We start from the raw sequence: 24,707 nt of genomic DNA, 5'->3' as shown, positions 1-24,707 counted from the left end.
GCCGGATGCCCGAATCGGGCCCGGATCCAAGGTCTCTCGCAGAACTACGGGATGCGATGTCTGTCAGGATAGATGGGGAAATGTCGGGTGGGGTTCCGAGCCGTTCAGGCCGGGTCCGGCGCATAGTCCGAGGTCCGCGCCCCGAAATCGTTCCCACGCTCGTCGCCAGGGCCTGTGCCCTGGTCGGCCTGCTGGACATCGCGGCGGGGGTGTTCCCCCGCTTCCGGCACAGCCGTATGCACACCATCGCGGAGGTGCTGCCGGGCGCGCTCGGTCCCTTCGCGGCGGCGCTCTCGCTCAGCGCCGGCGTGCTGTTGCTGCTCCTCGCGCACGGTCTGCGGCGGCGCAAGCGCCGGGCCTGGCGGGCCGCGGTGGCGTTGCTTCCGGCGGGCGCGGTGGCGCAGTTCGCGTACCGGCACTCGCTCACAGGAGTCGTCATCTCGGCCGCGCTGCTCGCGCCGCTGCTGATGCACCGTGACGAGTTCCGGGCGCTGCCCGACCCGCGCAGCCGGTGGCGCGCGCTCGCCAACTTCGTGCTCATGGGCGCCGGTTCCCTCGTCCTCGGACTGGTCATCGTCAGCGTCCACTCCAAGCGCATGGTCGGCGACCCGAGCCTGGCCGATCGGATCACCCACGTCCTGTACGGCCTGTTCGGCTTCGAGGGCCCGGTCGACTACGAGGGCAGCACCTCCTGGACGGTCGCGTTCTCGCTCGGCGCGCTCGGCCTGCTGACCGCCGTGACGACGATCTACCTCGCGTTCCGTCCCGAGCACCCGGCCGCCCGCCTCACCCCGGAGGACGAGACGCACCTGCGCGCCCTCCTGGAGAAGCACGGCCGCCGTGACTCGCTCGGCCACTTCGCCCTGCGCCGCGACAAGGCCGTCGTCTTCTCGCCCAGCGGCAAGGCGGCGGTGACGTACCGCGTCGTGTCCGGCGTGATGCTCGCCAGCGGTGACCCCATCGGCGACGTGGAGGCCTGGCCGGGCGCCATCGAGCGGTTCATGGACGAGGCGAAGGCCCACTCCTGGACCCCGGCCGTCATGGGCTGCTCCGAGACGGGCGGCGAGGTGTGGACCCGCGAGACCGGTCTCGACGCGCTGGAACTCGGCGACGAGGCGGTGGTCGACGTGGCGGATTTCTCGCTCGCCGGGCGAGCGATGCGCAACGTACGCCAAATGGTGAAGCGCATCGAGCGGGCCGGCTACGAAACCCGGGTACGGCGTGTACGTGACCTCGGCGAGGGCGAGTTGGAGCGGATCCGGCGCGCGGCGGAGGACTGGCGGGGCACCGACACCGAGCGCGGCTTCTCCATGGCGCTCGGCCGGATCGGCGACCCCGACGACGGCGACTGCTTCATCGCCACCGCCCACAAGACGGACGAACAGCCGGGCGAGTACGGCGACCTGAAGGCGATCCTGCACTTCGTGCCCTGGGGCACCGACGGCATGTCCCTGGACCTGATGCGCCGCGACCGCTCGGCGGACCCGGGGATGAACGAACTGCTGATCGTCGCCTCCCTCCAGGCCGCGCCGAAGCTCGGCATCACCCGGGTCTCGCTGAACTTCGCGATGTTCCGGTCGGCTCTCGCCCGGGGCGAGAAGATCGGCGCGGGCCCGGTGCTGCGCGCCTGGCGCGGACTGCTCGTGTTCCTCTCGCGCTGGTTCCAGATCGAGTCCCTGTACAAGTTCAACGCGAAGTTCCAGCCCCGCTGGGAACCCCGCTTCGTCGTCTACAGGGCGTCCGGCGACCTCCCCCGCATCGGCTTCGCCGCCATGCAGGCCGAGGGCTTCGTCAACCTGGCCCTCCCGCTGCCGCGCTTCCTGCGGCGCCGCAAGGCCGTGGCTCCGGCCTGCGCCCACGCGGTGGCGGAGCGGGACGCACGAGCGGCTTGAGCGACGGGGCCGGCCCGCGCGAGAACCCCGCCTCCGCGCGGGGGACATCGCCCGGACCGGCCCCGGAGTCCCGCCCCGCGTGGCCCGGCGGATTCGCCCGGCCGCGCGGGCGCCACGGCGACGGGAGCGGGCCCGTCCCGCACCGGACCAGCGCCCTGCGCTCCGGCCCGCGGCGCCGCGGCCCCTCCCCCGGGGCCTACGCTGAACGTATGAGCAAGCAGAGCGGACGCGGGCGCGTCGCGGGCCTTCCGGAGTGGGACCGGTGCGCGGTCATGGGGGTCGTGAACGTCACCCCCGACTCCTTCTCCGACGGCGGCCGCTTCTTCGACACCACGGCCGCCGTGAAGCGCGGCCTCGGCCTGGTCGCCGAGGGCGCGGACCTGGTCGACGTCGGCGGTGAGTCCACCCGCCCCGGCGCCACCCGCGTCGACGAGGCCGAGGAACTCAAGCGCGTCATCCCGGTCGTCCGCGGCCTCGCCGCCGAGGGCGTCACGGTCTCCGTCGACACCATGCGCGCCTCCGTCGCCGAGCGGGCCCTCGCCGCCGGCGCCGTCCTCGTCAACGACGTCAGCGGCGGCCTCGCCGACCCGGCGATGATCCCGGTGGTCGCCGCCTCGGGCGCCCCCTTCGTCGTCATGCACTGGCGCGGCTTCCTGGAGGGCGGCAACGTCAAGGGCGTCTACGAGGACGTCGTCACCGAGGTCGTCGACGAACTGCACGCACGCGTGGAGGCCGTTCTCGCCGGCGGTGTCGCCCCCGACCGCGTCGTCGTCGACCCGGGCCTCGGCTTCTCCAAGGACGCCGAACACGATCTCGTCCTCCTCGCCCACCTCGACCGACTGCTCACCCTCGGGCACCCCGTGCTCGTCGCCGCCTCCCGCAAGCGGTTCCTCGGCCGGGTCCTCGCCGGTCCCGAGGGAGCGCCCCCGCCCGCGCGCGAGCGCGACGCCGCCACGGCCGCCGTCTCCGCGCTCGCGGCGCACGCGGGCGCCTGGGCGGTGCGCGTCCACGAGGTACGCGCCACCGCGGACGCCGTGCGCGTCGCCCGCGCCATCGAGGGAGCCCGGTGAGCGCCCCCCACACCGACGTCGAGCAGGTGGAACTCGCCAACACCGCGTTCTACGAGACCCTGGAGCGCGGCGACTTCGACGAACTGTCCGCGCTCTGGCTCACCCCGGCCGACCTCGGCGTCGACGAGGAGTACCACGACCCGGCGGACACCGGCGTGATCTCCTGCGTGCACCCGGGCTGGCCGGTGCTCACCGGACGCGGCGAGGTCCTGCGGTCGTACGCGCTGATCATGGCGAACACCGAGTACATCCAGTTCTTCCTCACCGACGTGCATGTCTCGGTGACCGGCGACACCGCGCTGGTGACCTGCACGGAGAACATCCTCAGCGGCGGCCCGTCCCCCGACGACAGCGATGAGCTGGGCCCGCTGGTGGGCCAGCTCGTGGTCGCCACGAACGTGTTCCGGCGCACATCCGAGGGCTGGAAGCTCTGGTCGCACCACGCGTCGCCGGTTCTGGCCGAAAACGACGAGGACGAGAGCGACGACTCACCCACCTGAGTGGGTAGGCGCACCCCCACAGCACCAAGAAGTGGTTGGAATCACGAACTCGCGGGTAGGGGCGGCTACCGACCCATGAGCCGCCGGGTTCCCCGGGGAAAACGCTCGATGAAACCTCCGGGCCCCGACCGCGCCCATGCCCCCGTGGCCCGGCATTGTCAGTGCCCGCAGGTAGATTCGTTCGAGGCCGGTGTACCGCCCGCACCCGGTACGAACCGGCCACCACCGACGATTGCAGGAGTGATTCGCGTGGATCGTGTCGCGCTGAGCGGCCTGAAGGCCCGCGGCCACCACGGCGTGTTCCCCAGGGAGCGCGAGGAGGGCCAGACCTTCATCGTGGACCTCGTCCTGGGCCTGGACACCCGGCCGGCCGCCGCCGACGACGACCTGACGAAGACCGTGCACTACGGCGTCGTGGCGGAGGAGGTCGTGGCCGCCGTCCAGGGCGAGCCCGTCAACCTCATCGAGACGCTCGCCGAGCGCATCGCGCAGACCTGCCTGAAGCACGAAGGGGTCGAGGAGGTCGAGGTCCGCGTCCACAAGCCGGACGCCCCGATCACCGTCCCCTTCGACGACGTGACCGTCACCATCACCCGGAGCCGAGTATGACCTTCTCGTTCACCGAGGGTCACAGCGACCCGACCGTCCAGCCGGTGCCCGCCTCCGTGGTGCAGCAGGTGGACGCCGCCGACACCACGCTCAGCAACCCGAAGCGCGCCGTGATCTCCCTCGGCGCGAACCTGGGCAACCGCCTGGAGACCCTCCAGGGAGCCATCGACGCCCTGGAGGACACGCCCGGCGTCCGCATCAAGGCCGTATCGCCGGTCTACGAGACGGAGCCGTGGGGCGTCGAGCCCGGCAGCCAGCCGTCGTACTTCAACGCGGTCGTCGTCCTGAAGACCACCCTGCCCCCGTCCTCCCTGCTGGAGCGGGCGCACGCGGTCGAGGAGGCCTTCCACCGGGTCCGCGAGGAGCGCTGGGGCGCGCGCACGATCGACGTCGACATCGTCGCGTACGCCGATGTGGTCTCCGACGACCCGGTGCTGACGCTCCCCCACCCGCGCGCCCACGAGCGGGCGTTCGTGCTCGCCCCCTGGCACGACGTGGAGCCCGAGGCGCAGTTGCCCGGCCGCGGCCCGGTGGCCGAACTCCTGGACGTGATGACGCGTGAGGGTGTCGCGCCGCGCAAGGATCTGGAACTCCGGCTGCCCGAGTAGTCGTTAAGGTCGAGACGACCACTACGCCCGGACCGGGCACGGGGAGCTGAAGGAACACCGTGAGAGAGCTGCGGATCAGGGTGCTGGCCGGCGTGTTCGTCGTCGCCGGGGTGCTGTCATGGGCGGGGGCGCGCCTGTGGAGCGCGGTGGGGACCCTGCCCAGTGTCCCGCTGGCCGCCCCGATCGTCCTCGCCGTGATCGCCGTGGTCCTGCTGGCCACGGCGCTCTCCCTGCGCGCCCGCCTCAAGGCGCAGCGCGAGCGCCGTCCCGGCGCCAAGGGGGTCGACCCCCTGATGGCGGCCCGCGCGGTCGTCTTCGGCCAGGCCAGCGCCCTGGTCGCCGCCCTCGTCGCCGGGATGTACGGCGGCACGGGCGCCTATCTCCTGGAGTCCCTGGACATCCCCGCCCGCCGCGACCAGGCGATCTACGCCGGCTTCTCGGTCCTGGCGGGCATCGCGGTGATAGCGGCCGCGATCTTCCTGGAGCGCGTGTGCAAGCTCCCTGAGGACGACGACAACAACGCCGCGGGGGCGACCCCCGTCACCTGACGGCCTCAGCGCGCCATGATCAGGCTCATCGCCTCGTTCCGGGTCGCCGAGTCGCGGAGCTGTCCGCGCACCGCCGACGTGATGGTCTTGGCGCCGGGCTTGCGCACGCCCCGCATCGACATGCACATGTGCTCGCACTCGACGACGACGATGACCCCGCGCGGCTCCAGGATCTTCATCAGGGAGTCGGCGATCTGCGTGGTGAGCCGCTCCTGCACCTGCGGCCGCCGGGCGTAGACGTCCACCAGCCGGGCCAGCTTCGACAGGCCCGTGATCTTGCCGTCGCCGGACGGGATGTACCCGACATGGGCGACCCCGACGAACGGCACCAGATGATGTTCACAACTGCTGAGGACCTCGATGTCCTTCACGAGGACCATCTCGTCGTGCCCCAGGTCGAACGTCGTCGTCAGTACGTCCTCGGGCTTCTGCCACAACCCCGCGAATATTTCCTTGTACGCCCGCGCCACCCGCGCCGGAGTCTCCCTCAGCCCCTCACGGTCAGGGTCCTCGCCGACCGCGATCAACAGCTCGCGAACGGCGTTCTCGGCGCGCTTCTCGTCGAAGACACCGATGGTTCCCTCGCCGTCCAGCGTCACGGGGTCGGTCATGTCGTGCCTCGTTCCTGTGCGGGTCACGCGTGTGCGGGACACACGTCTCAGTTGCCGGCACATGGAAATGCCGCGCTCCCCAGGCTAATTCCAGGGGAGCGCGGCATCCATTTCACGCCGTGTGAGACTCGCGTCAGTTCTCGGGGCGCTCCTCCGGGGCCTTCTCCAGCGTGGGAGAGGACTCGGCGGTCGCACCGGCGGTGATCGCGGGACCCGCGCCGTTCGTCCCGTTCGTCAGCGACAGCTCCTTGGGGGAGAGCACCGGCGGGCGGGTGGACGGCGTACGCCGGGAGGAGCCGGTCCACGAGGGGCGGGCCGGGCGCTTCACGATGGGAGCGAAGACCTCGGCGATCTGCTCCTTGTTCAGCGTCTCCTTCTCCAGCAGCTGCAGCACCAGCGCGTCGAGCACGTCACGGTTCTCGACCAGGATCTCCCAGGCCTCGTTGTGCGCGTTCTCGATGAGCTTCTTGACCTCTTCGTCGACGAGCGCGGCGACCTCTTCCGAGTAGTCGCGCGGGTGCGACATCTCCCGGCCCAGGAAGGGCTCGGTGTTGTCGCCGCCGAACTTGATCGCGCCGAGGCGCTCGGTCATGCCGTACTGCGTGACCATCGCGCGGGCCGTGGCGGTGGCCTTCTCGATGTCGTTCGCGGCGCCCGTGGTCGGGTCGTGGAAGACCAGTTCCTCGGCCGCCCGGCCGCCCAGCATGTAGGCGAGCTGATCGAGCATCTCGTTGCGCGTGGTCGAGTACTTGTCCTCTTCGGGCAGCACCATCGTGTAGCCCAGAGCACGGCCTCGGGAGAGGATCGTGATCTTGTGGACCGGGTCGGAGTTGGGAGAGGCCGCCGCGACCAGGGCGTGTCCGCCCTCGTGGTACGCGGTGATCTTCTTCTCCTTGTCCGACATGATCCGGGTCCGCTTCTGCGGGCCCGCGACCACACGGTCGATCGCCTCGTCCAGCATGGAGTTGTCGATCAGCTTGCGGTTGCCGCGGGCGGTGAGCAGGGCGGCCTCGTTGAGGACGTTGCTCAGGTCCGCGCCGGTGAAGCCCGGCGTGCGGCGCGCGACGGCCGACAGATCGACGTCCGGTGCGACCGGCTTGCCCTTCTGGTGGACCTTGAGGATCTCCAGACGGCCCTGCATGTCCGGGCGGTCGACCGCGATCTGGCGGTCGAAGCGGCCGGGCCGCAGGAGGGCCGGGTCGAGGATGTCGGGCCGGTTCGTCGCGGCGATGAGGATCACGCCGCCCTTGACGTCGAAGCCGTCCATCTCGACGAGCAGCTGGTTCAGCGTCTGCTCGCGCTCGTCGTGACCGCCGCCGAGGCCGGCACCGCGATGGCGGCCGACCGCGTCGATCTCGTCGACGAAGACGATCGCCGGGGCGTTCGCCTTGGCCTGCTCGAACAGGTCACGGACTCGGGAGGCACCGACACCGACGAACATCTCGACGAAGTCGGAACCGGAGATCGAGTAGAAGGGCACCCCGGCCTCGCCCGCGACGGCGCGCGCCAGCAGGGTCTTGCCGGTGCCGGGAGGGCCGTACAGGAGTACGCCCTTGGGGATCTTGGCGCCGACGGCCTGGAACTTCGCCGGCTCCTGGAGGAACTCCTTGATCTCGTGCAGTTCCTCGACGGCCTCGTCGGAGCCCGCGACGTCCGCGAACGTCGTCTTCGGGGTGTCCTTGGTGATGAGCTTGGCCTTGGACTTCCCGAAGTTCATGACTCGGGAGCCGCCGCCCTGCATCTGGTTCATCAGGAACAGGAAGACGACCACGATGAGGACGAAGGGGAGCAGCGACAGCAGAATCCCGACGAAAGCGTTCTGCTTCGTCGGCGAGACCGTGTAGCCGTCCGGAATCTGCTTGTCCTGGTACTTGGTCTGCAGCGTGCCGGCAATGTCCACGCCCTGGTCGCCGATGTAGCTCGCCTGGATCTTGGAGCTGCCGGAAACCTTTTCGCCGTCCTTGAGCGTGACCTTGATGGTCTGCTCGTCGCCGGTGGTGATCTTGGCCGACTCGACCTTGTTGTCATTGATCGCCTGGACGACCTGGCCGGTGTCCACCGTCTTGTAGCCGCCGGACGAGCCGACGACCTGCATCAACACGACCACGGCAAGGACGGCCAGCACGATCCACATGACCGGCCCACGGAAGTATCGCTTCACGTCCATCCATACGGAGCGAAGTCGCTCCGTCCCTCCTGCCATAGTGAGTTTGATAAAGACAGTTCTTCTGACGGTACCCCAGCATGGTGGGCCGAAGCCGCACAGGACCGCTGGGAGACGCGTCTGCATGCTCCAACGGCGCGAAACCCGCTGGGGTTCCCGATCGTCTTACAGGGCTTGGGCCGAGTGGCTCTAGCCGCCGTAGACGTGCGGCGCGAGCGTACCGACGAACGGCAGGTTGCGGTACTTCTCCGCGTAGTCGAGGCCGTATCCGACGACGAACTCGTTCGGAATGTCGAAGCCGACCCATTCCACGTCGATGGCGACCTTGGCCGCCTCCGGCTTGCGCAGCAGGGTGCAGATCTTCAACGAGTCGGGCTCGCGGGAGCCGAGGTTGGAGATCAGCCAGGACAGCGTCAGACCGGAGTCGATGATGTCCTCGACGATGAGGACGTGCTTGCCCTTGATGTCGGTGTCGAGGTCCTTGAGGATCCGCACCACACCGGAGGACTGGGTGCCCGCGCCGTACGACGACACGGCCATCCAGTCCATGGTGACGGGGGTGGACAGCGCCCGGGCGAGGTCCGCCATGACCATCACCGCGCCCTTGAGGACGCCGACGATCAGCAGATCCTTGCCCGCGTACTCCGCGTCGATCTTCGCGGCCAGCTCCACGAGCTTCGCGTCGATCTCTTCCTTGGTGATGAGCACCGACTGGAGGTCGTCACCCATGTCTTTCGCGTCCACCCGCATCACTTTCGGTCGTCCCACCGGCTACTACCTGGTCCCGCCCCCGGAGGTCCGGAGGGGGTGTCGATTCAGCCTTGCCGAATCACCAGTCTGCCACCCTGCCGCCGGGCGACGACCTTGCCCGGGAGATTGATGGCTCCCTGGCCGCGCCAGCCGGTGATGAGGCGGTCGACTTCCTCGATGTGACGGGCGAACAGCGAACCGGCCGGGGCGCCCGCCTGGATGGCCGCGCGGCGCAGGATGCGGCGGCGCACGGCGGGCGGCAGGGCGTAGAGCTTCGCGCACTCCAGGAGGCCGGTGGCGTCGCGCACGGAGGCCTCGGCCTGGCTGGCCCAGGTGTCGAGGGCGTCGGCGTCGTCCCGGGAGAGCTGCGCCGTACGGGCGAGGGCTTCCACGACGCCTTTGCCGAGCGCCTTCTCCAGGGCGGGCAGGCCTTCGTGGCGGAGCCGGGAGCGGGTGTACGCCGGGTCGGCGTTGTGCGGGTCGTCCCAGACGGGCAGCGACTGGACCATGCAGGCCTTGCGGGCGGTCTGCCGGTCCAGGTGCAGGAAGGGGCGGCGGTAACGGCCGTCGGCCCCCGAGACCGCAGCCATTCCGGACAGGGAGCGGATGCCGGAGCCGCGGGCGAGGCCCAGCAGGACGGTTTCCGCCTGGTCGTCGCGCGTGTGGCCGAGCAGGACCGCGGCGGCGCCGTGGCGCGCGGCGCAGGCGTCGAGGGCGGCGTAGCGGGCGTCCCGGGCGGCTGCCTCGGGGCCGCCCTCGCGGCCCACGGTCACGGCGGTGGCCTCGACGGGGTCCAGGCCCAGTTCGCGCAGGCGCAGGACGACCTCGTCGGCGCGCAGGTCGGAGCCGGCCTGGAGGCCGTGGTCGACGGTGATGCCGCCGGCCCGGATGCCCAGCTTGGGGGCCTCGAAGGCGAGGGCGGAGGCGAGGGCCATGGAATCGGCGCCGCCGGAGCACGCCACGAGCACGAGCGGCGAGGGCGGGCGCTCGTGCGAGGGGTGCCGGGAGGCGCCGGCTGTCTGCAGGGCCTCGTGGTCTGTGAGGATGTCGTGGAGGACGCGGCGGACCGCCAGGCGTATCGCCGCGACCGCAGGATGGGGACCCATGTCCGGTTCCCTTCATGAAGTTTTCGGGGGGTTGGCCCGAGGTTCGGTCACTCAGAGTGTGTAGATGGTGACAGAACCGGGGCGTTCCCCGAGCATTGCACGCCTACCCATCGCTCACGGTCCCTCGGACGGGTGATTGCGGGGGCGTTCGCCTGCCGTCGGCCGGATTCGTTTCACCACGCCCGCGACGGTTCACGACTCGGCCTTGCGATGCACCCGCGCGACCCAGTCCGCCGGTTTGGCGATCTCCGTCTTGGTCGGCAGCGTGTTCGGGGAGGTCCACACCCGGTTGAAGCCGTCCATGCCGACCTGGTCGACGACCGCGCGGACGAACCGCTCGCCGTCGCGGTACTGCCTCAGCTTGGCGTCCAGACCGAGCAGCTTGCGCAGCGCCGAGTCCAGCCGGGAGGCGCCCTTCGCGCGACGCTGCTGGAACTTCTCGCGGATCTCCGCGACGCTCGGCACCACCTCGGGACCGACGCCGTCCATCACGAAGTCGGCGTGTCCCTCCAGGAGGGACATCACGGCGGTGAGCCGGCTGAGGATCTCCCGCTGGGCGGGCGTCTGCACGATCTCCACGAGGGAGCGACCGCCGTCGTCCTCCTCCTCGCCCTCGGGCCGGCCACCGGCCAGCGACTGGGCGGCTTCCCGGATGCGCTCCAGGACCGTCATGGGGTCGACCTCGGTCTCCCCCAAGAACGACTGGATTTCGCCCTCCAGGTGGTCACGCAGCCAGGGCACGGCCGTGAACTGCGTGCGGTGCGTCTCCTCGTGCAGGCACACCCACAGGCGGAAGTCGTGGGGCTGTACGTCGAGTTCGCGCTCCACATGGACGATGTTCGGCGCGACCAGCAGCAGCCGTCCGCCCTTCGCGCCCGCCGGCAGTTCGCGCGACGCCGGGGCGAACGTCTCGTACTGACCGAGCACGCGCGAGGACAGGAACGACAGCAGCATGCCCAGCTCGACGCCGGTGACCTTGCCACCGACCGCGCCGAAGACCGCGCCTCCTGGGGTGTTGCTCCGCCGCTCCTGCATCTTGTCGAGCAGCGGCTTGAGGACCTCCCGGAACCCGGCGACGTTCGCCCGGACCCAGCCGGGGCGGTCGACGACCAGGATCGGGGTGTCGTGGATGTCGTCCGTGCCCATCCGGGTGAAACCCCGGACGTGCTGCTCCGAGGCCTTCGCGTGCCGGCGCAGTTCCGCGACGACGGCCCGGGCCTCGTCACGGCTCACCTCGGGGCCCGGCCGCACGAGTCGGGTCGCGGTCGCCACCGCGAGATTCCAGTCGACCATCTGAGAAGAAGCAGCACCACCGATGCTCGTCATGCGTCAACCGTACGTGAGCGCTGCCGCTTGGGGCAGGGCACGAGATGCGCGAACGCGGTCCGGCGGCGGCTCGATGGCGACTTGGCTATGAGCAGCCGCAGCCCGCCAGCGCCGTCGCCGTGCGGTCCAGGGCCGCCTGGGCCTCCAGCGCGTTCGTCGTGTCGGACGCCAGGAACGCGAAGGCGAGCAACTGTCCGTCCTTGTCGACGACCGTGCCCGCGAGGGTGTTGACGCCCGTCAGGGTGCCCGTCTTGGCGCGTACGACGCCGGCCGCGCCCGTGGCGTCCGTGTAGCGGGTCGTCAGGGTGCCCGTGAAGGCGGCGACGGGGAGGCCGGTGAGGACCGGGCGGAGTTCGGGGTGGCCCGGGTCGCCGGCCTTGACCAGGAGGGCGGTCAGGAGGTCGGCGGTGAGGCGGTCGTCGCGGTTGAGGCCGCTGCCGTCGTTGAAGGCCGCGCCCCCGACGGGGAGTTGGAGCTTCTTCAACTGGGCGGCGATCGCGGCGGCGCCCCCGTCGAAGTCGGCCCGCCTGCCCGTCGCTACGGCGGTCTGGCGGGCCAGCGCCTCCGCGATGTCGTTGTCGCTGTTGGTCAGCATCCGCTCGACCAGGTCGGAGAGCGGCGGCGAGGAGACCGTGGCGAGGGTGTCCGCGCGGCCGGTCGCCTTGGAGGGGCCGGGCGATGTCGTCTTGATGCCGTGCTCCTGGAGGAAGGACGCGAACTTCTTGGCCGCGTCCGCCGCCGGGTCCGTCACCCGCAGCACCGGCCCGCTCGACGAGTCGTCCGTACGGCCCTCGTCGGCCATCAGGGCGCTGACCGGGGCGAGGTTCTCGTTGACCCCGATCGGGTGGAGTTCGGCACCGGCGTACAGGGTCGTGTCGTACGACAGCGTCACCTCGCGCACGCCGCGCTTCTTCAGGGTCGCCGCCGTCCTGTCGGCCAGCGTGCGCAGACTGGCCCAGTCCTCGGCGTCCTGGTGGGCCGTCAGGGTGGGGTCACCGCCGCCGACCAGGACGAGTTCCTTGGTGTCGGGCTCCAGGGCGGCGCGGGTGGTGAAGCGGTGGTCGGCGCCCATCGCGGAGAGGGCTGCCACCGCGGTGGCGATCTTCGTGGTCGAGGCCGGGGTCAGCGCGTCGTCCGCGCCGACGCCGTAGAGGCGCTTGCCGGTCGACACGTCCACCACGGCGGCCGTGTGGCGGGTGCCGAGCGCCGAGTTGCCCAGAAGGGGGCTCAGGACGTCCGCGAGGGCCGTGCCGGTCGGGGCCGACTTCACCGTGCTCGCGGAGCCGCCGAGGCCGACCAGGACGGATGCGGCGCTCGGTGCGGGACGGGGTGCCTTGGCGGACGTATCGGAATTACGGCCGTGATCTACGCCACCTGAACGTTCCTGTGCGACTGCGTGGTCCCGCTCGGCCGTACGCTGACCCGAGGAGTCCCAGGGACCGGCGGCGGTCACCACGACGGCGGCCAGCGCCATCCCGGCGGTGGTGGCGACGGCGGGGAACCGCCAGGTTCGGTCGGGCCGCGGCAACCGCGCGAGCTGTGGTGACACGGCCTGCGTGAGCCGCGTGACCTGGGGCGACACAGCTTGGGCAACCCGCGTCACGCGCGGTTTCACGGATTGCGCGGCCCGCACGAGACGGGGCCGGGCGGCTCGTGCGACCCGCGCCACATGCGGTCTCGCGGCCCGCCAAGGCCTCAGCTCCGGCACGACCACCAGCCCCTTTCGCGATCACACACCTGCGTGAGGGACACTTAACCACCAGAACTATGTGCTGATCATGGAGGAGCCACCGGTGGAGTTCGACGTCACGATCGAGATCCCGAAGGGTTCGCGGAACAAGTACGAGGTGGACCACGAGACCGGTCGGATCCGCCTGGACCGTCGACTCTTCACCTCGACCAGTTACCCGGCCGACTACGGCTTCGTCGAGAACACTCTCGGCGAGGACGGCGACCCGCTGGACGCGCTGGTCATCCTGGAGGAGCCGACCTTCCCCGGCTGCCTCATCAAGTGCCGCGCGATCGGCATGTTCCGGATGACCGACGAGGCCGGCGGCGACGACAAGCTGCTGTGCGTCCCGGCGTCCGACCCGCGTGTGGAGCACCTGCGTGACATCCACCACGTGTCGGAGTTCGACCGCCTGGAGATCCAGCACTTCTTCGAGGTCTACAAGGACCTGGAGCCCGGCAAGTCGGTCGAGGGTGCCAACTGGGTGGGCCGTACGGACGCCGAGGCGGAGATCGAGCGCTCGTACAAGCGACTGAAGGAGCAGGGCGGCCACTGAGCCCCCTGTCGCGAACGGGCCGCACGCGTACGCGTGCGGCCCGTTTGCATGTCTGTGCGCATACTGAGGATCACCGCAGTCGTCGTACAGGGAGTGCTACGGAGTGACGGAAGCGGAGGACCGCAAGCCGCAGTCGGACGAGGCCAGGAGCGCGTTCACGGCTCCGGTGGGTGTCGCTGCGATCGACGGGGAATCGTCCACGACCTCGGAGTTCGCCGTCCCGCAGGGGCTCGACGTGACGCCGGTGCCGGCCGTCGAGGAGTCCGAGGGGTCGGCGTTCAGTCCGCCCAGGACCTACCGCGCCAGACAGGCGCCGCCCGCCTTCACCCCGCCGACCGGGATCCCCGTCGTCAGCCTCACCAAGGACGTGCCCTGGCAGGACCGGATGCGCACGATGCTGCGGATGCCGGTGGCCGAACGGCCCGCGCCGGAGCCGGTGCAGAAACCGGACGACAGCGGTCCCGCCGTACCGCGCGTGCTCGATCTGACGCTCCGCATCGGCGAGTTGCTGCTCGCGGGCGGGGAGGGCGCGGAGGACGTCGAGGCGGCGATGTTCGCGGTCTGCCGCTCCTACGGCCTGGACCGCTGCGAGCCGAACGTCACGTTCACCCTGCTGTCGATCTCGTATCAGCCCTCCCTGGTGGACGATCCGGTGACCGCGTCTCGGACCGTGCGCCGCCGGGGCACCGACTACACGCGGCTGGCGGCCGTGTTCCGGCTCGTCGACGATCTGAGCGATCCGGAGACGGCGCTCTCCCTGGAGGAGGCCTACCGGCGGCTCGCGGAGATGCGGCGCAACCGGCACCCGTATCCCGGGTGGGTGCTGACCTCGGCCAGCGGTCTGCTCGCGGGGGCCGCCTCCGTGCTCGTCGGCGGTGACGTGATCGTGTTCTTCGCCGCCGCGCTCGGGGCGATGCTCGGGGACCGGCTGGCGTGGCTGTGCGCGGGGCGCGGGCTGCCGGAGTTCTACCAGTTCACGGTCGCCGCGATGCCGCCGGCCGCGATAGGGGTCGCGCTCACGGTCGCCGACGTCGATGTGAAGGCCTCCGCGGTCATCACCGGTGGGCTGTTCGCGCTGCTGCCCGGGCGGGCACTGGTGGCGGGCGTGCAGGACGGGCTGACCGGCTTCTACATCACCGCGTCGGCGCGGCTCCTGGAGGTCATGTACTTCTTCGTCGGCATCGTGGCCGGAGTGCTCATCGTCCTGTACTTCGGTGTGAAGCTCGGCGCCCAGCTCGACCCGGACGTGGCGCTGGGCGATTCGGACCAGCCGCTGTGGCAGATCGCCGCGTCCGTCCTGCTGTCGCTGACCTTCGCGGTCCTGCTCCAGCAGGAACGATCCACCGTGCTGCTGGTGTCCCTCAACGGGGGCGTCGCCTGGTCCGTGTACGGGGCGATGCACTACGCCGCCAAGATCTCACCGGTCGCCTCAACGGCCGTGGCCGCGGGGTTGGTCGGCCTCTTCGGGCAGTTGCTGTCCCGCTACCGCTTCGCGTCGGCGCTGCCGTACACGACGGCCGCGATCGGGCCCCTGCTGCCCGGATCGGCCACGTACTTCGGGCTGCTGTCGATCGCTCAGAACGAGGTCGACAAGGGGCTGGTGTCGCTGGCCACGGCCGCCTCGCTCGCCATGGCCATCGCCATCGGGGTCAACCTGGGGTCGGAGATCTCGCGGCTGTTCCTGCGGGTGCCGGGCGCTGCCGCCGGGGCTCGGCGGGCTGCCAAGCGGACTCGGGGTTTCTGACCGCCACCCACGACTTCAGCCCTGCGGATAGCCGCCGTTCTGCGAGTAGCCGTGGTTCTGCCCCTGGTTGTCGTACGGCGGGTACTGCTGGTTTCCGTACTGCTGGTTGCCGTACGGCTGCTGCTGGTACGTCTGCTGTTGCTGGGGCTGCGCGTAGTACTGGTCGTAACCGTTGTTCTGGTCGTAGCCGGTGTTCTGGTCGTAGCCGTTGTTCTGCTGCTGGGGCTCGTCCACGCGACGGAGCTGGGTCGTCGAGTCGTCCATGATCACGGGGAACGGCTGGGTCGCGGCCGGGTCGCCGGGCTGCGCCCCGTTCCCTTGGGGCCCCTGGGGCTCCTTCTTGGCCTTGGAGCGGGCGCGCAGGAACTCGATGATGATCGGGACCACCGAGACGAAGACGATCAGGATGAGGATCGCTTCGATGTTCTTGTGGACGAAGTCGATGTTGCCGAGCCAGGAGCCCAGCAGGGTCACGCCCGCGCCCCACAGGACGCCGCCGATCACGTTGAACGTGATGAAGGAGCGGTACTTCATGCCGCTGACGCCGGCGATGATCGGCGTGAAGGTGCGCACGACGGGCACGAAGCGGGCCAGGACCAGGGACTTGGGGCCGTACTTCTCGAAGAACTCGTGCGCCTTGACCACGTTCTCCTGCTTGAAGAGGCGGGAGTTCGGGCGGGTGAAGAGCGAGGGGCCGACCTTCTTGCCGAAGACGTAGCCCGCCTGGTCGCCGAGGATCGCGGCCACGCAGATCAGCGGGATCGCCGCCCACAGCGGGAAGTCCAGGGTGCCCGCGGTGATCAGCAGGCCGCAGGTGAACAGCAGGGAGTCACCCGGCAGGAAGAACCCGATGAGCAGGCCGGACTCCGCGAAGACCACGAGGAGCAGGCCCCAGATCCCGAACCGGTCGAGCATGGTGTTCGGATCGAGCCAGCTCGGGCCGAGGGCAAGCGTCATCACGGTTCCGGGCTCCTGAGGGGTGGAGGGATACGGCGTCAGGCACGGCCGCACAAAGCTATCAACGCAATGTGTCCGTCCCAGGTTCCACCGGTGTCTCCAGGATGCACTGTGCCTCCCATAGGACAAAGCTGTGAGCCATGGGTATCGACGAATACGGCGGCGGCCAGGGGCCGCAGGCCGATGTGCTGGTCGTGACGACGAACGACGTCCCCGGGTACCGGGTCGAGCAGGTGATCGGCGAGGTGTTCGGGCTGACCGTGCGCTCCCGGCATCTCGGCAGCCAGATCGGCGCCGGTCTGAAGTCGATGGTCGGCGGTGAGCTGAAGGGGCTCACCAAGACCCTCGTGCAGACCCGCAACCAGGCCATGGAGCGGCTCATCGAGCAGGCACGCGCGCGTGGCGCCAACGGCGTCCTGGCGTTCCGCTTCGACGTGACCGAGGCGGCGGACGTGGGCACCGAGGTGTGCGCCTACGGGACGGCGGTGGTCCTGGCCCGGGAGTGACCCCGGGCCGGAACGAGGCCTACGGGGTGTGCCGGGACGCGTTCGCCAGGATCGCGTCCCGGAGGTGTTCGGCCAGGCCGGGGGCCATGGAGTCGTAGAACGCCTTGAAGCGCTCGTCGGAGACGTACATCCCGCCGAGGCACACGTGCATCTCGTACGAGCACGGGTAGAACCAGCGGTCGATGTGCAGGCGGTGTTCCTCGGCCAGGTCCATGGGCGCCACGGCGGTGGGTGGTTCGCCGGTGGTCACCAGGGTGGCGTAGCGCTCGCTCCAGTCGTCGACCTCGGCCTGGAGGCGTTTCCAGTCGGCCTTGGTGTAGCGGGCGGCCCGGCGCTGCGACTCGGCGTAGGCCTCGGTGCCGCCCCAGCGCTGTTCGGCCTCTTCGGCGTACTGCTCGGGATCCTTGTCGCCGAAGACCTCGAAGCGTTCCTCGGGGGTGAGATTGATGCCCATCGTGCGTGCCTCCATGGCGTGCTCCACGGCCTCGGCCATCTTCCGCAGCTTCTCGATCCGGGCGGTCAGCAGTTCGTGCTGGCGGCGCAGGTGTGCGCGCGGGTCCGTCTCCGGGTCGTCGAGCAGGGCCGCGACCTCGTCGAGCGGGAAGCCGAGTTCCCGGTAGAACAGGATCTGCTGCAGCCGGTCGAGGTCGGTGTCGGCGTAGCGCCGGTGACCCGCGCGGCTGCGCTCGCTCGGGACGAGCAGGCCGATGTCGTCGTAGTGGTGCAACGTGCGCACGGTGACCCCGGCGAATCCGGCGACCTGTCCTACGGAGTAGCTCACTTCCGCTCCCTTCTGTGTCCGCGCTCCACGCTGAGGCCTCACGTCGCGTGAGGTGCAAGTCCCGCACACTCAAGATGTTGGGTCCGTTTTGCCCGCTTATGGTGTGCCCGTGGCCCAGGACAGCGCGCAACAGGCACCGGTTGCCCCTACGACCCCGGCGCGCACCCTGCTGCCGTTGATCGTCCCCGCTCTGGTCGTGGGCGTGCTCGCGAGTCTGCTCTTCCTCGGGGTGAGCGAGGTGGCCGAGCTGCTCCAGCACGTGCTCTGGAAGAACCTGCCGGACGCTCTCGGCGTCGGCCGGTACTCGGTGCTGTGGATGCTCGTCATGCTGACGGCCACCGGCATCGCGGTCGGTCTTGTGGTGTGGAAGGTGCCGGGGCATGCCGGTCCCGATCCGGCGACCACCGGGCTGGAGACCGTGGCGCTGCCGCCCATGGTGCTGCCCGGGCTGGTGCTGGCGACCGCGCTGATGCTCGCGGGCGGCCCGAGTCTCGGGCCGGAGAACCCGCTCATCGCCGTGAACGTGGGGCTCGCCGTGTGGGTCGGACACAGGCTGGCGCCCCGGGTGCCGGGCGGGGCGTGGGCGGTGCTGGCCGAGTCGGCGACGATCGGCGCGCTCTTCGGGACGCCGGTGGCGGCGGCGCTGCTCATCTCGGAGGCGCTGGCCGGGCGGAACACCAAGGGCGCGCTGTGGGACAACGTGTTCGCGCCGCTTGCCGCGGCCAGTGTCGGCGCCATGACGACCACCCTGGTGGCTCATCCGACCTTCGACCTGCATCTGCCCGCGTTCGGCCGACCCGGCTGGGGCGATCTGCTGGCCGTCCTGGTGCTGGCACCGCTGGCCGCCCTGCTCGGGATGTGCGCGGTCTACGGCTTCCCGTACGTCCATGGCGCCTTCTCCCGACTCAAGCACCCCATGCTGGCGCTACCGGCCGGTGGGCTCGTGCTGGGCCTGCTGGCGGCCGTGGGTGGCCATCTGACGCTCTTCAAGGGGCTGGACGAGGTCGCGGCGCTGGCGGCCGATCCCGAGGGCTGGTCGGCGGGACAGTTCGCGACGATGACGGTGGTGAAGCTGGCCGCGCTGGTGGTCGCCGCGTCCTGCGGTTTCCGGGGCGGGCGGATCTTCCCCTCGGTGTTCATCGGCGCCGCGTTCGGGCTGTTCGCCCACGCGGTCGTCCCGGCGGTGCATCCGGCGCTGGGCGTCGCCGCGGGCGTCCTGGGCATGCTGCTGGCGATCACGCGGCAGGGCTGGGTGAGCCTGTTCACCGCCGCCATCGTGGTGGCCTCGCCGGCGATCCTCGCCCTGTTGTGCATCGCCTCGCTGCCGGCGTGGCTGCTGGTGACCGGGAGGCCGCAGATGCAGTTGCGCGCGGACGGAACTCCGGTTCGCTGATACCCGTTGATCCTCTGTCACTTGCCGCAGGAGGCATGCCATGCCGTTGCACAAAGGTCCCGAGCACTCCGACGAGCGCCCGATGTCCGTGAACCCCTTCTACGGAGAGGCCAATCCGGTCGGCGGCATGACCGAGGCCCCGCCGAAGCACCGGCTGCCGGACGCGCCGCTGGCGCCGATGACGGCGGCCCAGGTCGTGCACGACGAGCTGATGCTGGACGGCAACTCCCGGCTGAACCTGGCGACTTTCGTCACCACCTGGATGGAGCCGGAAGCCGGCGTCCTGATGGCGGAGTGCCGGGACAAGAACATGATCGACAAGGACGAGTACCCGCGCACGGCCGAGCTGGAGCGCCGCTGTGTGGCGATGCTCGCGGATCTGTGGAACGCGCCGGACCCGTCGGCCGCGGTGGGCTGTTCGACGACCGGGTCCAGCGAGGCCTGCATGCTCGCCGGGATGGCGCTGAAGCGCCGCTGGACGCAGCGCAACAAGGACCGCTACCCGGCCGCCCGCCCGAACCTGGTGATGGGGGTCAACGTCCAGGTGTGCTGGGAGAAGTTCTGCAACTTCTGGGAGGTCGAGGCCCGCCAAGTCCCCATGGAGGGCGACCGGTTCCACCTCGACCCGCAGGCCGCCGCCGAGCTGTGCGACGAGAACACGATCGGGGTCGTCGGCATCCTCGGCTCGACCTTCGACGGGTCCTACGAGCCGATCGCCGACCTGTGCGCCGCGCTCGACGCGCTCCAGGAGCGGACCGGTCTCGACATCCCGGTACATGTGGACGGCGCGTCCGGCGCCATGGTCGCGCCCTTCCTGGACGAGGACCTGGTGTGGGACTTCCGCCTCCCGCGCGTGGCCTCGATCAACACCTCCGGCCACAAGTACGGCCTGGTCTACCCGGGCGTCGGCTGGGCCCTGTGGCGCGACAAGGAGGCCCTCCCCGAGGAACTCGTCTTCCGCGTCAACTACTTGGGCGGCGACATGCCCACCTTCGCCCTCAACTTCTCCCGCCCCGGCGCCCAAGTGGTCGCCCAGTACTACACGTTCCTGCGCCTGGGCCGCGAGGGCTACCGCGCGGTGCAGCAGTCCACCCGCGACGTGGCCCGCGGCCTCGCCGACCGCATCGAGGCCCTCGGCGACTTCAAACTCCTCACCCGGGGCGACGAGTTGCCGGTCTTCGCCTTCACCACCGCCCCGGGCGTGGAGAACTACGACGTGTTCGACGTCTCCCGCCGCCTCCGCGAACACGGCTGGCTGGTCCCCGCGTACACCTTCCCGGCGAACCGCGAGGACCTCTCGGTCCTACGCGTCGTCTGCCGCAACGGCTTCTCGGCGGACCTCGCGGAACTGTTCCTGGACGACCTGACCCGGCTGCTACCGGAGCTGCGCCGCCAGGCGCATCCGTTCACCCGGGACAAGGGGGCGGCTACGGGATTCCATCACTGAGATTCTCGCTCCTTCGCCACCAGCTCATAGGCCGTCGCGCCGTCCAGGGACTCCCGGATGATGTCGGCGTGGCCGGCATGGCGGGCCGTCTCGCGGATCAGGTGGAGGCAGACCCAGCGGATCGAGACGCTGCCCTCGGGGAACCAGGGTTCCTTCGGAAGCGGGAAGGTGTCGTCGAGGCTCGGTGCCGAGCGGATGAACGCCTCGGTCCCGGCGGCGACCTTCTCCCAGTACGCGAGCTGGGACTCGATGGTCTCGCCGTCGACCAGTCGGAACGACTCGTGCCAGTTGGACTGGTCCCGCTCGACCTCCGGCGGCTCCTGCTTCGCCCGGGCGATCCAGCCCTGCTCGACCTGGGAGACGTGCTTGAGGAGGCCGGAGAGCGAGAGTTCGCTGGCGCTCGGCCTGCTCGCGGCCTGTTCCTCGGTCAGTCCGAGCAGGGCCCGGCGGATGCCGCCCCGCTGCTCCTCGATGAACGCGAGCAGCGCCTCGCGCTCGTCGTCCTGTGCCGCTACGTGCGTGACCATGGCCTTCGCCTTTCGCCGGTGCCGGCAGGGAACCCGTCCCCCTGCCCGACACCGACGAAGCTACGGGCCATTGAGGTCAGGTTCTGTCCTCAATCGCTGGATCGGTGGAAGAGATCTAGAACGGGAAACCGCTGCGTCCGTGCTGCACCGAGATCCACTTCAGGCTGGTGAACGCGTCCAGCATCGACTCGCCGTTCAGACGGCCCAGGCCGGAGGCCTTCTCGCCGCCGAAGGGGACGATCGGCTCGTCGTGCACGGTGCCGTCGTTGACGTGGAACATGCCGGTGTCGATCTGCTTGGCGAAGCTGACGCCCCGCTCGATGTCGCCGGTGTGGACCGCGCCGCTCAGGCCGTACGGCGTGTCGTTGACGATGCGCACCGCCTCCTCCTCGCCGTCGAACGGGATGAGGAAGGCGACCGGGCCGAAGACCTCCTGGCGCAGCAGCGCCGAGTCGGCGGGGAGGCCGGTCAGGACCGAGGGCTCGACCAGGTTGTCGGTGGCCGTGCCGTGCACGAGGGCCGTCGCGCCCTCCGCGATGGCCTGGTCGACGACGCCCGAAATGGCGTCCGCCTGCGAGGAGTTGATGACCGGGCCGATGACCGTGCCCGGGTCGCGCGGGTCGCCGACCTTGAGGGACTTCACCTTGGCGACGAACTTCTCGGTGAACTCGTCGGCGATCGAGCGGTCGACCAGGACGCGGTTGGCGGCCATGCAGACCTGGCCCTGGTGGACGTAGCGGCTGAAGACCGCCGCGTCGACCGCGTAGTCGATGTCGGCGTCGTCGAGGACCACGAGGGCGCTGTTGCCGCCGAGTTCGAGCACCGAGCGCTTGAAGTGCGAGGCGCAGACGGTCGCGACATGGCGGCCGACCTTGTCGGAGCCGGTGAAGGAGATGACCTTCGGGACCGGGTGCTCGATGAAGGCGTCGCCGATCTCCGCGATGTCGGTGATGACGACGTTGAGGAGGCCGCCGGGCAGGCCCGCGTCCTCGAAGATCTTCGCGACCAGGGAACCGCCGGTGATCGGGGTGTTCTGGTGCGGCTTGAGCACCACGCCGTTGCCCAACGCCAGTGCGGGGGCCACCGACTTGAGGGAGAGGAGGAAGGGGAAGTTGAAGGGGCTGATCACACCGACGACGCCCACCGGGACGGTGTAGACGCGGTTCTCCTTGCCGTCCACCGGCGAGGGGATGATCCGGCCCTGGGGGCGCAGCGCGAGGTGGATCGCCTCACGCAGGAACTCCTTGGCGAGGTGCAGTTCGAAGCCGGCCTTCAGGCGCGTGCCGCCGAGTTCGGCGATGATCACCTCGGCGATCTCCTGCTCGCGGTCCTCGATGAGCCGCAGGGCCTTCTCGAACACGGCACGGCGGGCATAGGGATTGGTCGCGCCCCACGCCTTCTGCGCGCGGGCGGCCGCCCGGTACGCCTCGTCGACCTCGTCGACCGTGGCTATCGTGATCGACGCCAGCTTCTCGCCGTCGTACGGGTTGAAGTCGATGATGTCCCAGGAGCCGGTGCCCGGGCGCCATTCGCCGTCGATGTACTGCTGAGCAAGGTCGGTGAAGTAGGACGACATGTGATCCCTCAATCGCTGGCAGACGATCAACAGCAGACACGATCATCACGGTCTGATCACACGTCATCGTACTTGTGTTTCAAGAGAGTTGGAGCAGTCCCCGAAGAAGATCCCGGCTCTCGTCCGGGCCCGGACTGTCCTGCTGAAGTTCCTTCAGCGCCTTCTCGTACTGGGTGACGTCCTCGGCCTTGTCCAGATACAACGCGCTGGTGAGCTGCTCCAGATAGACGACGTCCGACAGGTCGGACTCCGGGAAGGAGAGGAGGGTGAAGGCGCCGGACTCGCCGGCGTGACCGCCGAAGCCGAACGGCATCACCTGGAGGCGGACGTTGGGGTGTTCGGAGACCTCGATCAGATGCTGCAGCTGGCCACGCATCACCTCGCGGTCGCCGTAGGGGCGGCGCAGGGCGGCCTCGTCCAGGACGATGTGGAAGTCCGGCGGGTTCTCGTTCACCAGGTACTTCTGCCGCTCCAGGCGCAGCGCCACGCGCCGCTCCACGTCGGCCTCGCTCGCGCCCTTCATACCGCGCCGGACGACCGCGCGGGCGTAGGCCTCGGTCTGCAGCAGCCCGTGCACGAACTGCACCTCGTAGACGCGGATGAGGGAGGCGGCGCCCTCCAACCCCACATAGGTGGGGAACCAACTGGGCAGGACGTCCGAGTAACTGTGCCACCAGCCCGCTACGTTGGCCTCCTTCGCGAGGGAGAGGAGTGAGATGCGCTCCGCCTCGTCCGTGATGCCGTACAACGTCAACAGGTCCTCTACGTCCCGGGTCTTGAAGCTCACTCGCCCCAGCTCCATGCGACTGATCTTGGATTCGGAAGCACGGATCGAGTACCCCGCGGCCTCGCGGGTGATCCCGCGTGCTTCACGCAGTCGCCTGAGTTGCGAGCCGAGCAGCATCCGCCGCACCACCGATCCGGGCTCTCCCGCGCTCACGTTCGTCAGCCTCCCCAACCGTCTTCAGGGGCCGCAGTCTGCCACTAAAACACTTCGAGCAGTACTCGTTCGATTACAGAAATGGAAAGAAGAGGCCCCTGTTCACAGGAAGTCGTCAGGAAGAGGTCAGGAAGAAGCAAGGTCAGGACGTGAGAACGGCGTGAAGTTGGCGGAAAAAATGGCCAACAAGCGGTACGGGTGGGTCCAATTCGGTCAGCTGCACGTGCATCTGCCCTTGCATCTGCTGTACGCATCCGAAACCATGGTCTCGCGCCACCGCTGCATCGCAACGACCGCGAATTCCCGGGAGTGCCTCGCATGGGGACGAATGGATCGACCATGCTCAAGCCGTTACGGCAGGGCCTTCCACCGCTGGACCCCTCGGCCGTGTCCAGCGCCGCCTCTTGTGCCCTGCCCGCCCGCTACGAAGCGGTGCGCGAGGCACGGCAGTTCACCCGTCGCACGCTCGACCAGTGGGATCTGGGCGACCGCTTCGACGACGTCTGCCTGGTGGTCTCCGAACTGGTCACCAACGCGCTGCGGCACGCGCTGCCGGCCAACACCCCGCGCGTCGTGGACCAGAACCCGCCCGTGCGGCTGCATCTGATGCGGTGGACGGAGCGGCTGGTGTGCGCGGTGCGCGACCCCAGTCACGACAGTCCCGTCGCGCAGGACTCGGGCGACTTCTCGGCGGAGTCGGGGCGGGGTCTGTTCCTCGTCGACTCGTTCAGCGACGGCTGGGGCTGGCACCCGCTCGCGGGGACGCTCAGCGGCAAGGTGGTCTGGGCGCTGTTCCGGCTGCAGGGCGACACCGCGCAGAACAACGCGTGACGAACCGCGGCTCTTTTTGGGGCCGCGGTTCTACGCGCGTTGCCGACGCGGGGGTGCGCCGGACCGCTATCCCACTATCAGGTGGTCGAACTCGCCGTCCTTGATGCCCAGCAGCATCGCCTCGATCTCGGCGCGCGTGTAGACCAGCGCGGGACCGTCCGGGAAGCGGGAGTTGCGCACGGCCACGTCCCCTCCGGGCAGCCGCGCGAACTCCACACAGGAGCCCTGCGAGTTGCTGTGCCGGCTCTTCTGCCAGGCCACTCCGTCAAGCTGGGTGGCAGCCATGCCGTTGTACACGTCGTACCCCAAGTACACGCTGTCAACGCGGTGGTCCACAGGTCGCTCCCGGTTGTGCACTGGCTGGTGTGGCCATTGATGCAGTGGTCAACTGTTCCGGATCATAGCCCTGTTCATGTGCAGATGCATGGGCAGATGCACGTGCACGGGGGGTGGTGCTCCGGTTACAGCTTTGACGACTGCTTTACCGATGCCGTTCCAGCGTCTGCCCCGGTCCTCGCAGGACATGTCCTAGTGAA

24 protein-coding genes are annotated in these 24,707 nt (G+C 69.7%); 12 read left to right on the top strand and 12 right to left on the bottom strand.

All coding sequences use genetic code 11. The features are described 5' to 3' along the window. Positions 1-80: 80 nt before the first annotated feature. The 6 genes from AB0M63_RS42905 to AB0M63_RS42880 all read left to right on the top strand — a co-directional run bounded on the left by AB0M63_RS42905 (position 81) and on the right by AB0M63_RS42880 (position 5,227). Positions 81-1,892: a phosphatidylglycerol lysyltransferase domain-containing protein gene (locus AB0M63_RS42905; protein ID WP_366023219.1), complete on the top strand. Its 1,812-nt coding sequence runs from the start codon at positions 81-83 to the stop codon at positions 1,890-1,892. A 209-nt stretch (positions 1,893-2,101) separates the two neighbouring features. Beyond that, entirely contained in the window at positions 2,102-2,962 is an 861-nt protein-coding gene (gene folP / locus AB0M63_RS42900; protein ID WP_366023218.1) for a dihydropteroate synthase, read from the top strand. Continuing rightward, positions 2,959-3,462, top strand: a complete 504-nt coding sequence (locus tag AB0M63_RS42895) for a nuclear transport factor 2 family protein (RefSeq protein ID WP_355907873.1) — start codon at positions 2,959-2,961, stop codon at positions 3,460-3,462. Before folP ends, AB0M63_RS42895 begins: the two co-directional genes overlap by 4 nt. 249 nt (positions 3,463-3,711) lie before the next feature. Then, entirely contained in the window at positions 3,712-4,071 is a 360-nt protein-coding gene (gene folB / locus AB0M63_RS42890; RefSeq protein ID WP_355907870.1) for a dihydroneopterin aldolase, read from the top strand. After that, positions 4,068-4,679 carry a 2-amino-4-hydroxy-6-hydroxymethyldihydropteridine diphosphokinase gene (folK, locus tag AB0M63_RS42885; protein ID WP_355907867.1) on the top strand — a complete coding sequence of 204 codons (612 nt, stop codon included), beginning with the start codon at positions 4,068-4,070 and terminating at the stop codon, positions 4,677-4,679. The genes folB and folK overlap by 4 nt, the downstream gene beginning before the upstream one ends. Positions 4,680-4,738: 59 nt before the next feature. After that, the gene (locus AB0M63_RS42880; RefSeq protein WP_355907864.1) at positions 4,739-5,227 is read left to right on the top strand and encodes a DUF3180 domain-containing protein; all 489 of its coding nucleotides are present in this window, start codon (positions 4,739-4,741) and stop codon (positions 5,225-5,227) included. A 5-nt stretch (positions 5,228-5,232) separates the two neighbouring features. Here the strand turns inward: AB0M63_RS42880 and folE are convergent, their stop codons facing one another. The 6 genes from folE to dacB form a co-directional block, all read right to left on the bottom strand. Next, a complete protein-coding gene (gene folE / locus AB0M63_RS42875) occupies positions 5,233-5,838 on the bottom strand; it encodes a GTP cyclohydrolase I FolE (RefSeq protein ID WP_355907861.1) in 606 nt (201 codons plus the stop codon). 133 nt (positions 5,839-5,971) lie between these two features. Continuing rightward, a complete protein-coding gene (gene ftsH, locus AB0M63_RS42870; RefSeq protein ID WP_355907858.1) occupies positions 5,972-8,005 on the bottom strand; it encodes an ATP-dependent zinc metalloprotease FtsH in 2,034 nt (677 codons plus the stop codon). A 186-nt stretch (positions 8,006-8,191) separates the two neighbouring features. Further along, the gene (gene hpt / locus AB0M63_RS42865; RefSeq protein WP_019064278.1) at positions 8,192-8,752 is read right to left on the bottom strand and encodes a hypoxanthine phosphoribosyltransferase; all 561 of its coding nucleotides are present in this window, start codon (positions 8,750-8,752) and stop codon (positions 8,192-8,194) included. A 65-nt stretch (positions 8,753-8,817) separates the two neighbouring features. Beyond that, positions 8,818-9,858, bottom strand: coding sequence for a tRNA lysidine(34) synthetase TilS (tilS, locus tag AB0M63_RS42860; RefSeq protein ID WP_355907855.1), 1,041 nt, complete (start codon positions 9,856-9,858; stop codon positions 8,818-8,820). Between the two features lie 192 nt (positions 9,859-10,050). Continuing rightward, positions 10,051-11,184, bottom strand: a complete 1,134-nt coding sequence (locus AB0M63_RS42855; protein WP_355907852.1) for a zinc-dependent metalloprotease — start codon at positions 11,182-11,184, stop codon at positions 10,051-10,053. A gap of 85 nt (positions 11,185-11,269) precedes the next feature. After that, complete coding sequence (dacB, locus tag AB0M63_RS42850) at positions 11,270-12,853, bottom strand: D-alanyl-D-alanine carboxypeptidase/D-alanyl-D-alanine-endopeptidase (RefSeq protein WP_366023243.1); 1,584 nt, start codon at positions 12,851-12,853, stop codon at positions 11,270-11,272. Between the two features lie 124 nt (positions 12,854-12,977). Here dacB and AB0M63_RS42845 point away from each other — a divergent pair, with 124 nt between their 5' ends. Together AB0M63_RS42845 and AB0M63_RS42840 are read left to right on the top strand one after the other, a co-directional pair. Continuing rightward, positions 12,978-13,469 carry an inorganic diphosphatase gene (locus AB0M63_RS42845; protein ID WP_019070224.1) on the top strand — a complete coding sequence of 164 codons (492 nt, stop codon included), beginning with the start codon at positions 12,978-12,980 and terminating at the stop codon, positions 13,467-13,469. Positions 13,470-13,572: 103 nt separating this feature from the next. Then, positions 13,573-15,213, top strand: coding sequence for a threonine/serine exporter family protein (locus AB0M63_RS42840; protein ID WP_366023217.1), 1,641 nt, complete (start codon positions 13,573-13,575; stop codon positions 15,211-15,213). Between the two features lie 15 nt (positions 15,214-15,228). Here the strand turns inward: AB0M63_RS42840 and AB0M63_RS42835 are convergent, their stop codons facing one another. Beyond that, entirely contained in the window at positions 15,229-16,173 is a 945-nt protein-coding gene (locus tag AB0M63_RS42835; protein WP_355907842.1) for a VTT domain-containing protein, read from the bottom strand. A 137-nt stretch (positions 16,174-16,310) separates the two neighbouring features. On the opposite strand from AB0M63_RS42835, the gene AB0M63_RS42830 reads away from it, so the two are divergent. Continuing rightward, complete coding sequence (locus AB0M63_RS42830; RefSeq protein WP_200688251.1) at positions 16,311-16,676, top strand: YbjQ family protein; 366 nt, start codon at positions 16,311-16,313, stop codon at positions 16,674-16,676. A gap of 19 nt (positions 16,677-16,695) precedes the next feature. On the opposite strand, the gene AB0M63_RS42825 is transcribed toward AB0M63_RS42830, so the two are convergent. Further along, positions 16,696-17,457, bottom strand: coding sequence for a MerR family transcriptional regulator (locus AB0M63_RS42825; protein WP_355907837.1), 762 nt, complete (start codon positions 17,455-17,457; stop codon positions 16,696-16,698). Positions 17,458-17,566: 109 nt separating this feature from the next. Between AB0M63_RS42825 and AB0M63_RS42820 the strand changes: the two genes are divergently transcribed. After that, positions 17,567-18,850, top strand: coding sequence for an ion channel protein (locus tag AB0M63_RS42820; RefSeq protein ID WP_366023216.1), 1,284 nt, complete (start codon positions 17,567-17,569; stop codon positions 18,848-18,850). A gap of 40 nt (positions 18,851-18,890) precedes the next feature. Then, positions 18,891-20,297 carry a glutamate decarboxylase gene (locus AB0M63_RS42815; protein ID WP_355907831.1) on the top strand — a complete coding sequence of 469 codons (1,407 nt, stop codon included), beginning with the start codon at positions 18,891-18,893 and terminating at the stop codon, positions 20,295-20,297. Here the strand turns inward: AB0M63_RS42815 and AB0M63_RS42810 are convergent. The 3 genes from AB0M63_RS42810 to AB0M63_RS42800 all read right to left on the bottom strand — a co-directional run bounded on the left by AB0M63_RS42810 (position 20,291) and on the right by AB0M63_RS42800 (position 23,304). Next, entirely contained in the window at positions 20,291-20,824 is a 534-nt protein-coding gene (locus tag AB0M63_RS42810; protein WP_366023215.1) for a DinB family protein, read from the bottom strand. The two genes, AB0M63_RS42815 and AB0M63_RS42810, sit on opposite strands and share 7 nt — an antisense overlap. A 115-nt stretch (positions 20,825-20,939) precedes the next feature. After that, the gene (locus AB0M63_RS42805; RefSeq protein ID WP_355907824.1) at positions 20,940-22,400 is read right to left on the bottom strand and encodes an aldehyde dehydrogenase family protein; all 1,461 of its coding nucleotides are present in this window, start codon (positions 22,398-22,400) and stop codon (positions 20,940-20,942) included. 79 nt (positions 22,401-22,479) lie between these two features. Beyond that, the gene (locus AB0M63_RS42800) at positions 22,480-23,304 is read right to left on the bottom strand and encodes a helix-turn-helix transcriptional regulator (protein ID WP_355908054.1); all 825 of its coding nucleotides are present in this window, start codon (positions 23,302-23,304) and stop codon (positions 22,480-22,482) included. A 354-nt stretch (positions 23,305-23,658) separates the two neighbouring features. On the opposite strand from AB0M63_RS42800, the gene AB0M63_RS42795 reads away from it, so the two are divergent. Then, the gene (locus tag AB0M63_RS42795; RefSeq protein ID WP_355907821.1) at positions 23,659-24,171 is read left to right on the top strand and encodes an ATP-binding protein; all 513 of its coding nucleotides are present in this window, start codon (positions 23,659-23,661) and stop codon (positions 24,169-24,171) included. Between the two features lie 66 nt (positions 24,172-24,237). On the opposite strand, the gene AB0M63_RS42790 is transcribed toward AB0M63_RS42795, so the two are convergent. Beyond that, on the bottom strand, positions 24,238-24,456 hold the full coding sequence (locus tag AB0M63_RS42790) for a DUF397 domain-containing protein (protein WP_234478148.1): 219 nt from the start codon (positions 24,454-24,456) through the stop codon (positions 24,238-24,240). Positions 24,457-24,707 lie beyond the last annotated feature (251 nt).

Origin of the sequence: Streptomyces sp. NPDC051576 (genome assembly GCF_040681835.1) — a bacterium.
Classification (GTDB): Bacteria; Actinomycetota; Actinomycetes; order Streptomycetales; family Streptomycetaceae; genus Streptomyces.
This window is presented reverse-complemented; position numbering and strand designations above follow the sequence as displayed.

Excerpts from the sequence above, each read along its gene's own strand:
- hpt (WP_019064278.1), bottom strand. The coding sequence starts at position 8,752 with ATGCGGGTGGACGCGAAAGACATGGGTGACGACCTCCAGTCGGTGCTC.
- folK (WP_355907867.1), top strand. The coding sequence starts at position 4,068 with ATGACCTTCTCGTTCACCGAGGGTCACAGCGACCCGACCGTCCAGCCG.
- folE (WP_355907861.1), bottom strand. The coding sequence starts at position 5,838 with ATGACCGACCCCGTGACGCTGGACGGCGAGGGAACCATCGGTGTCTTC.
- AB0M63_RS42905 (WP_366023219.1), top strand. The coding sequence starts at position 81 with ATGTCGGGTGGGGTTCCGAGCCGTTCAGGCCGGGTCCGGCGCATAGTC.
- ftsH (WP_355907858.1), bottom strand. The coding sequence starts at position 8,005 with ATGGACGTGAAGCGATACTTCCGTGGGCCGGTCATGTGGATCGTGCTG.
- AB0M63_RS42795 (WP_355907821.1), top strand. The coding sequence starts at position 23,659 with ATGGGGACGAATGGATCGACCATGCTCAAGCCGTTACGGCAGGGCCTT.
- AB0M63_RS42855 (WP_355907852.1), bottom strand. The coding sequence starts at position 11,184 with ATGACGAGCATCGGTGGTGCTGCTTCTTCTCAGATGGTCGACTGGAAT.
- AB0M63_RS42800 (WP_355908054.1), bottom strand. The coding sequence starts at position 23,304 with ATGCTGCTCGGCTCGCAACTCAGGCGACTGCGTGAAGCACGCGGGATC.
- AB0M63_RS42790 (WP_234478148.1), bottom strand. The coding sequence starts at position 24,456 with ATGGCTGCCACCCAGCTTGACGGAGTGGCCTGGCAGAAGAGCCGGCAC.
- tilS (WP_355907855.1), bottom strand. The coding sequence starts at position 9,858 with ATGGGTCCCCATCCTGCGGTCGCGGCGATACGCCTGGCGGTCCGCCGC.
- folP (WP_366023218.1), top strand. The coding sequence starts at position 2,102 with ATGAGCAAGCAGAGCGGACGCGGGCGCGTCGCGGGCCTTCCGGAGTGG.
- AB0M63_RS42815 (WP_355907831.1), top strand. The coding sequence starts at position 18,891 with ATGCCGTTGCACAAAGGTCCCGAGCACTCCGACGAGCGCCCGATGTCC.
- AB0M63_RS42830 (WP_200688251.1), top strand. The coding sequence starts at position 16,311 with ATGGGTATCGACGAATACGGCGGCGGCCAGGGGCCGCAGGCCGATGTG.
- AB0M63_RS42810 (WP_366023215.1), bottom strand. The coding sequence starts at position 20,824 with ATGGTCACGCACGTAGCGGCACAGGACGACGAGCGCGAGGCGCTGCTC.
- AB0M63_RS42805 (WP_355907824.1), bottom strand. The coding sequence starts at position 22,400 with ATGTCGTCCTACTTCACCGACCTTGCTCAGCAGTACATCGACGGCGAA.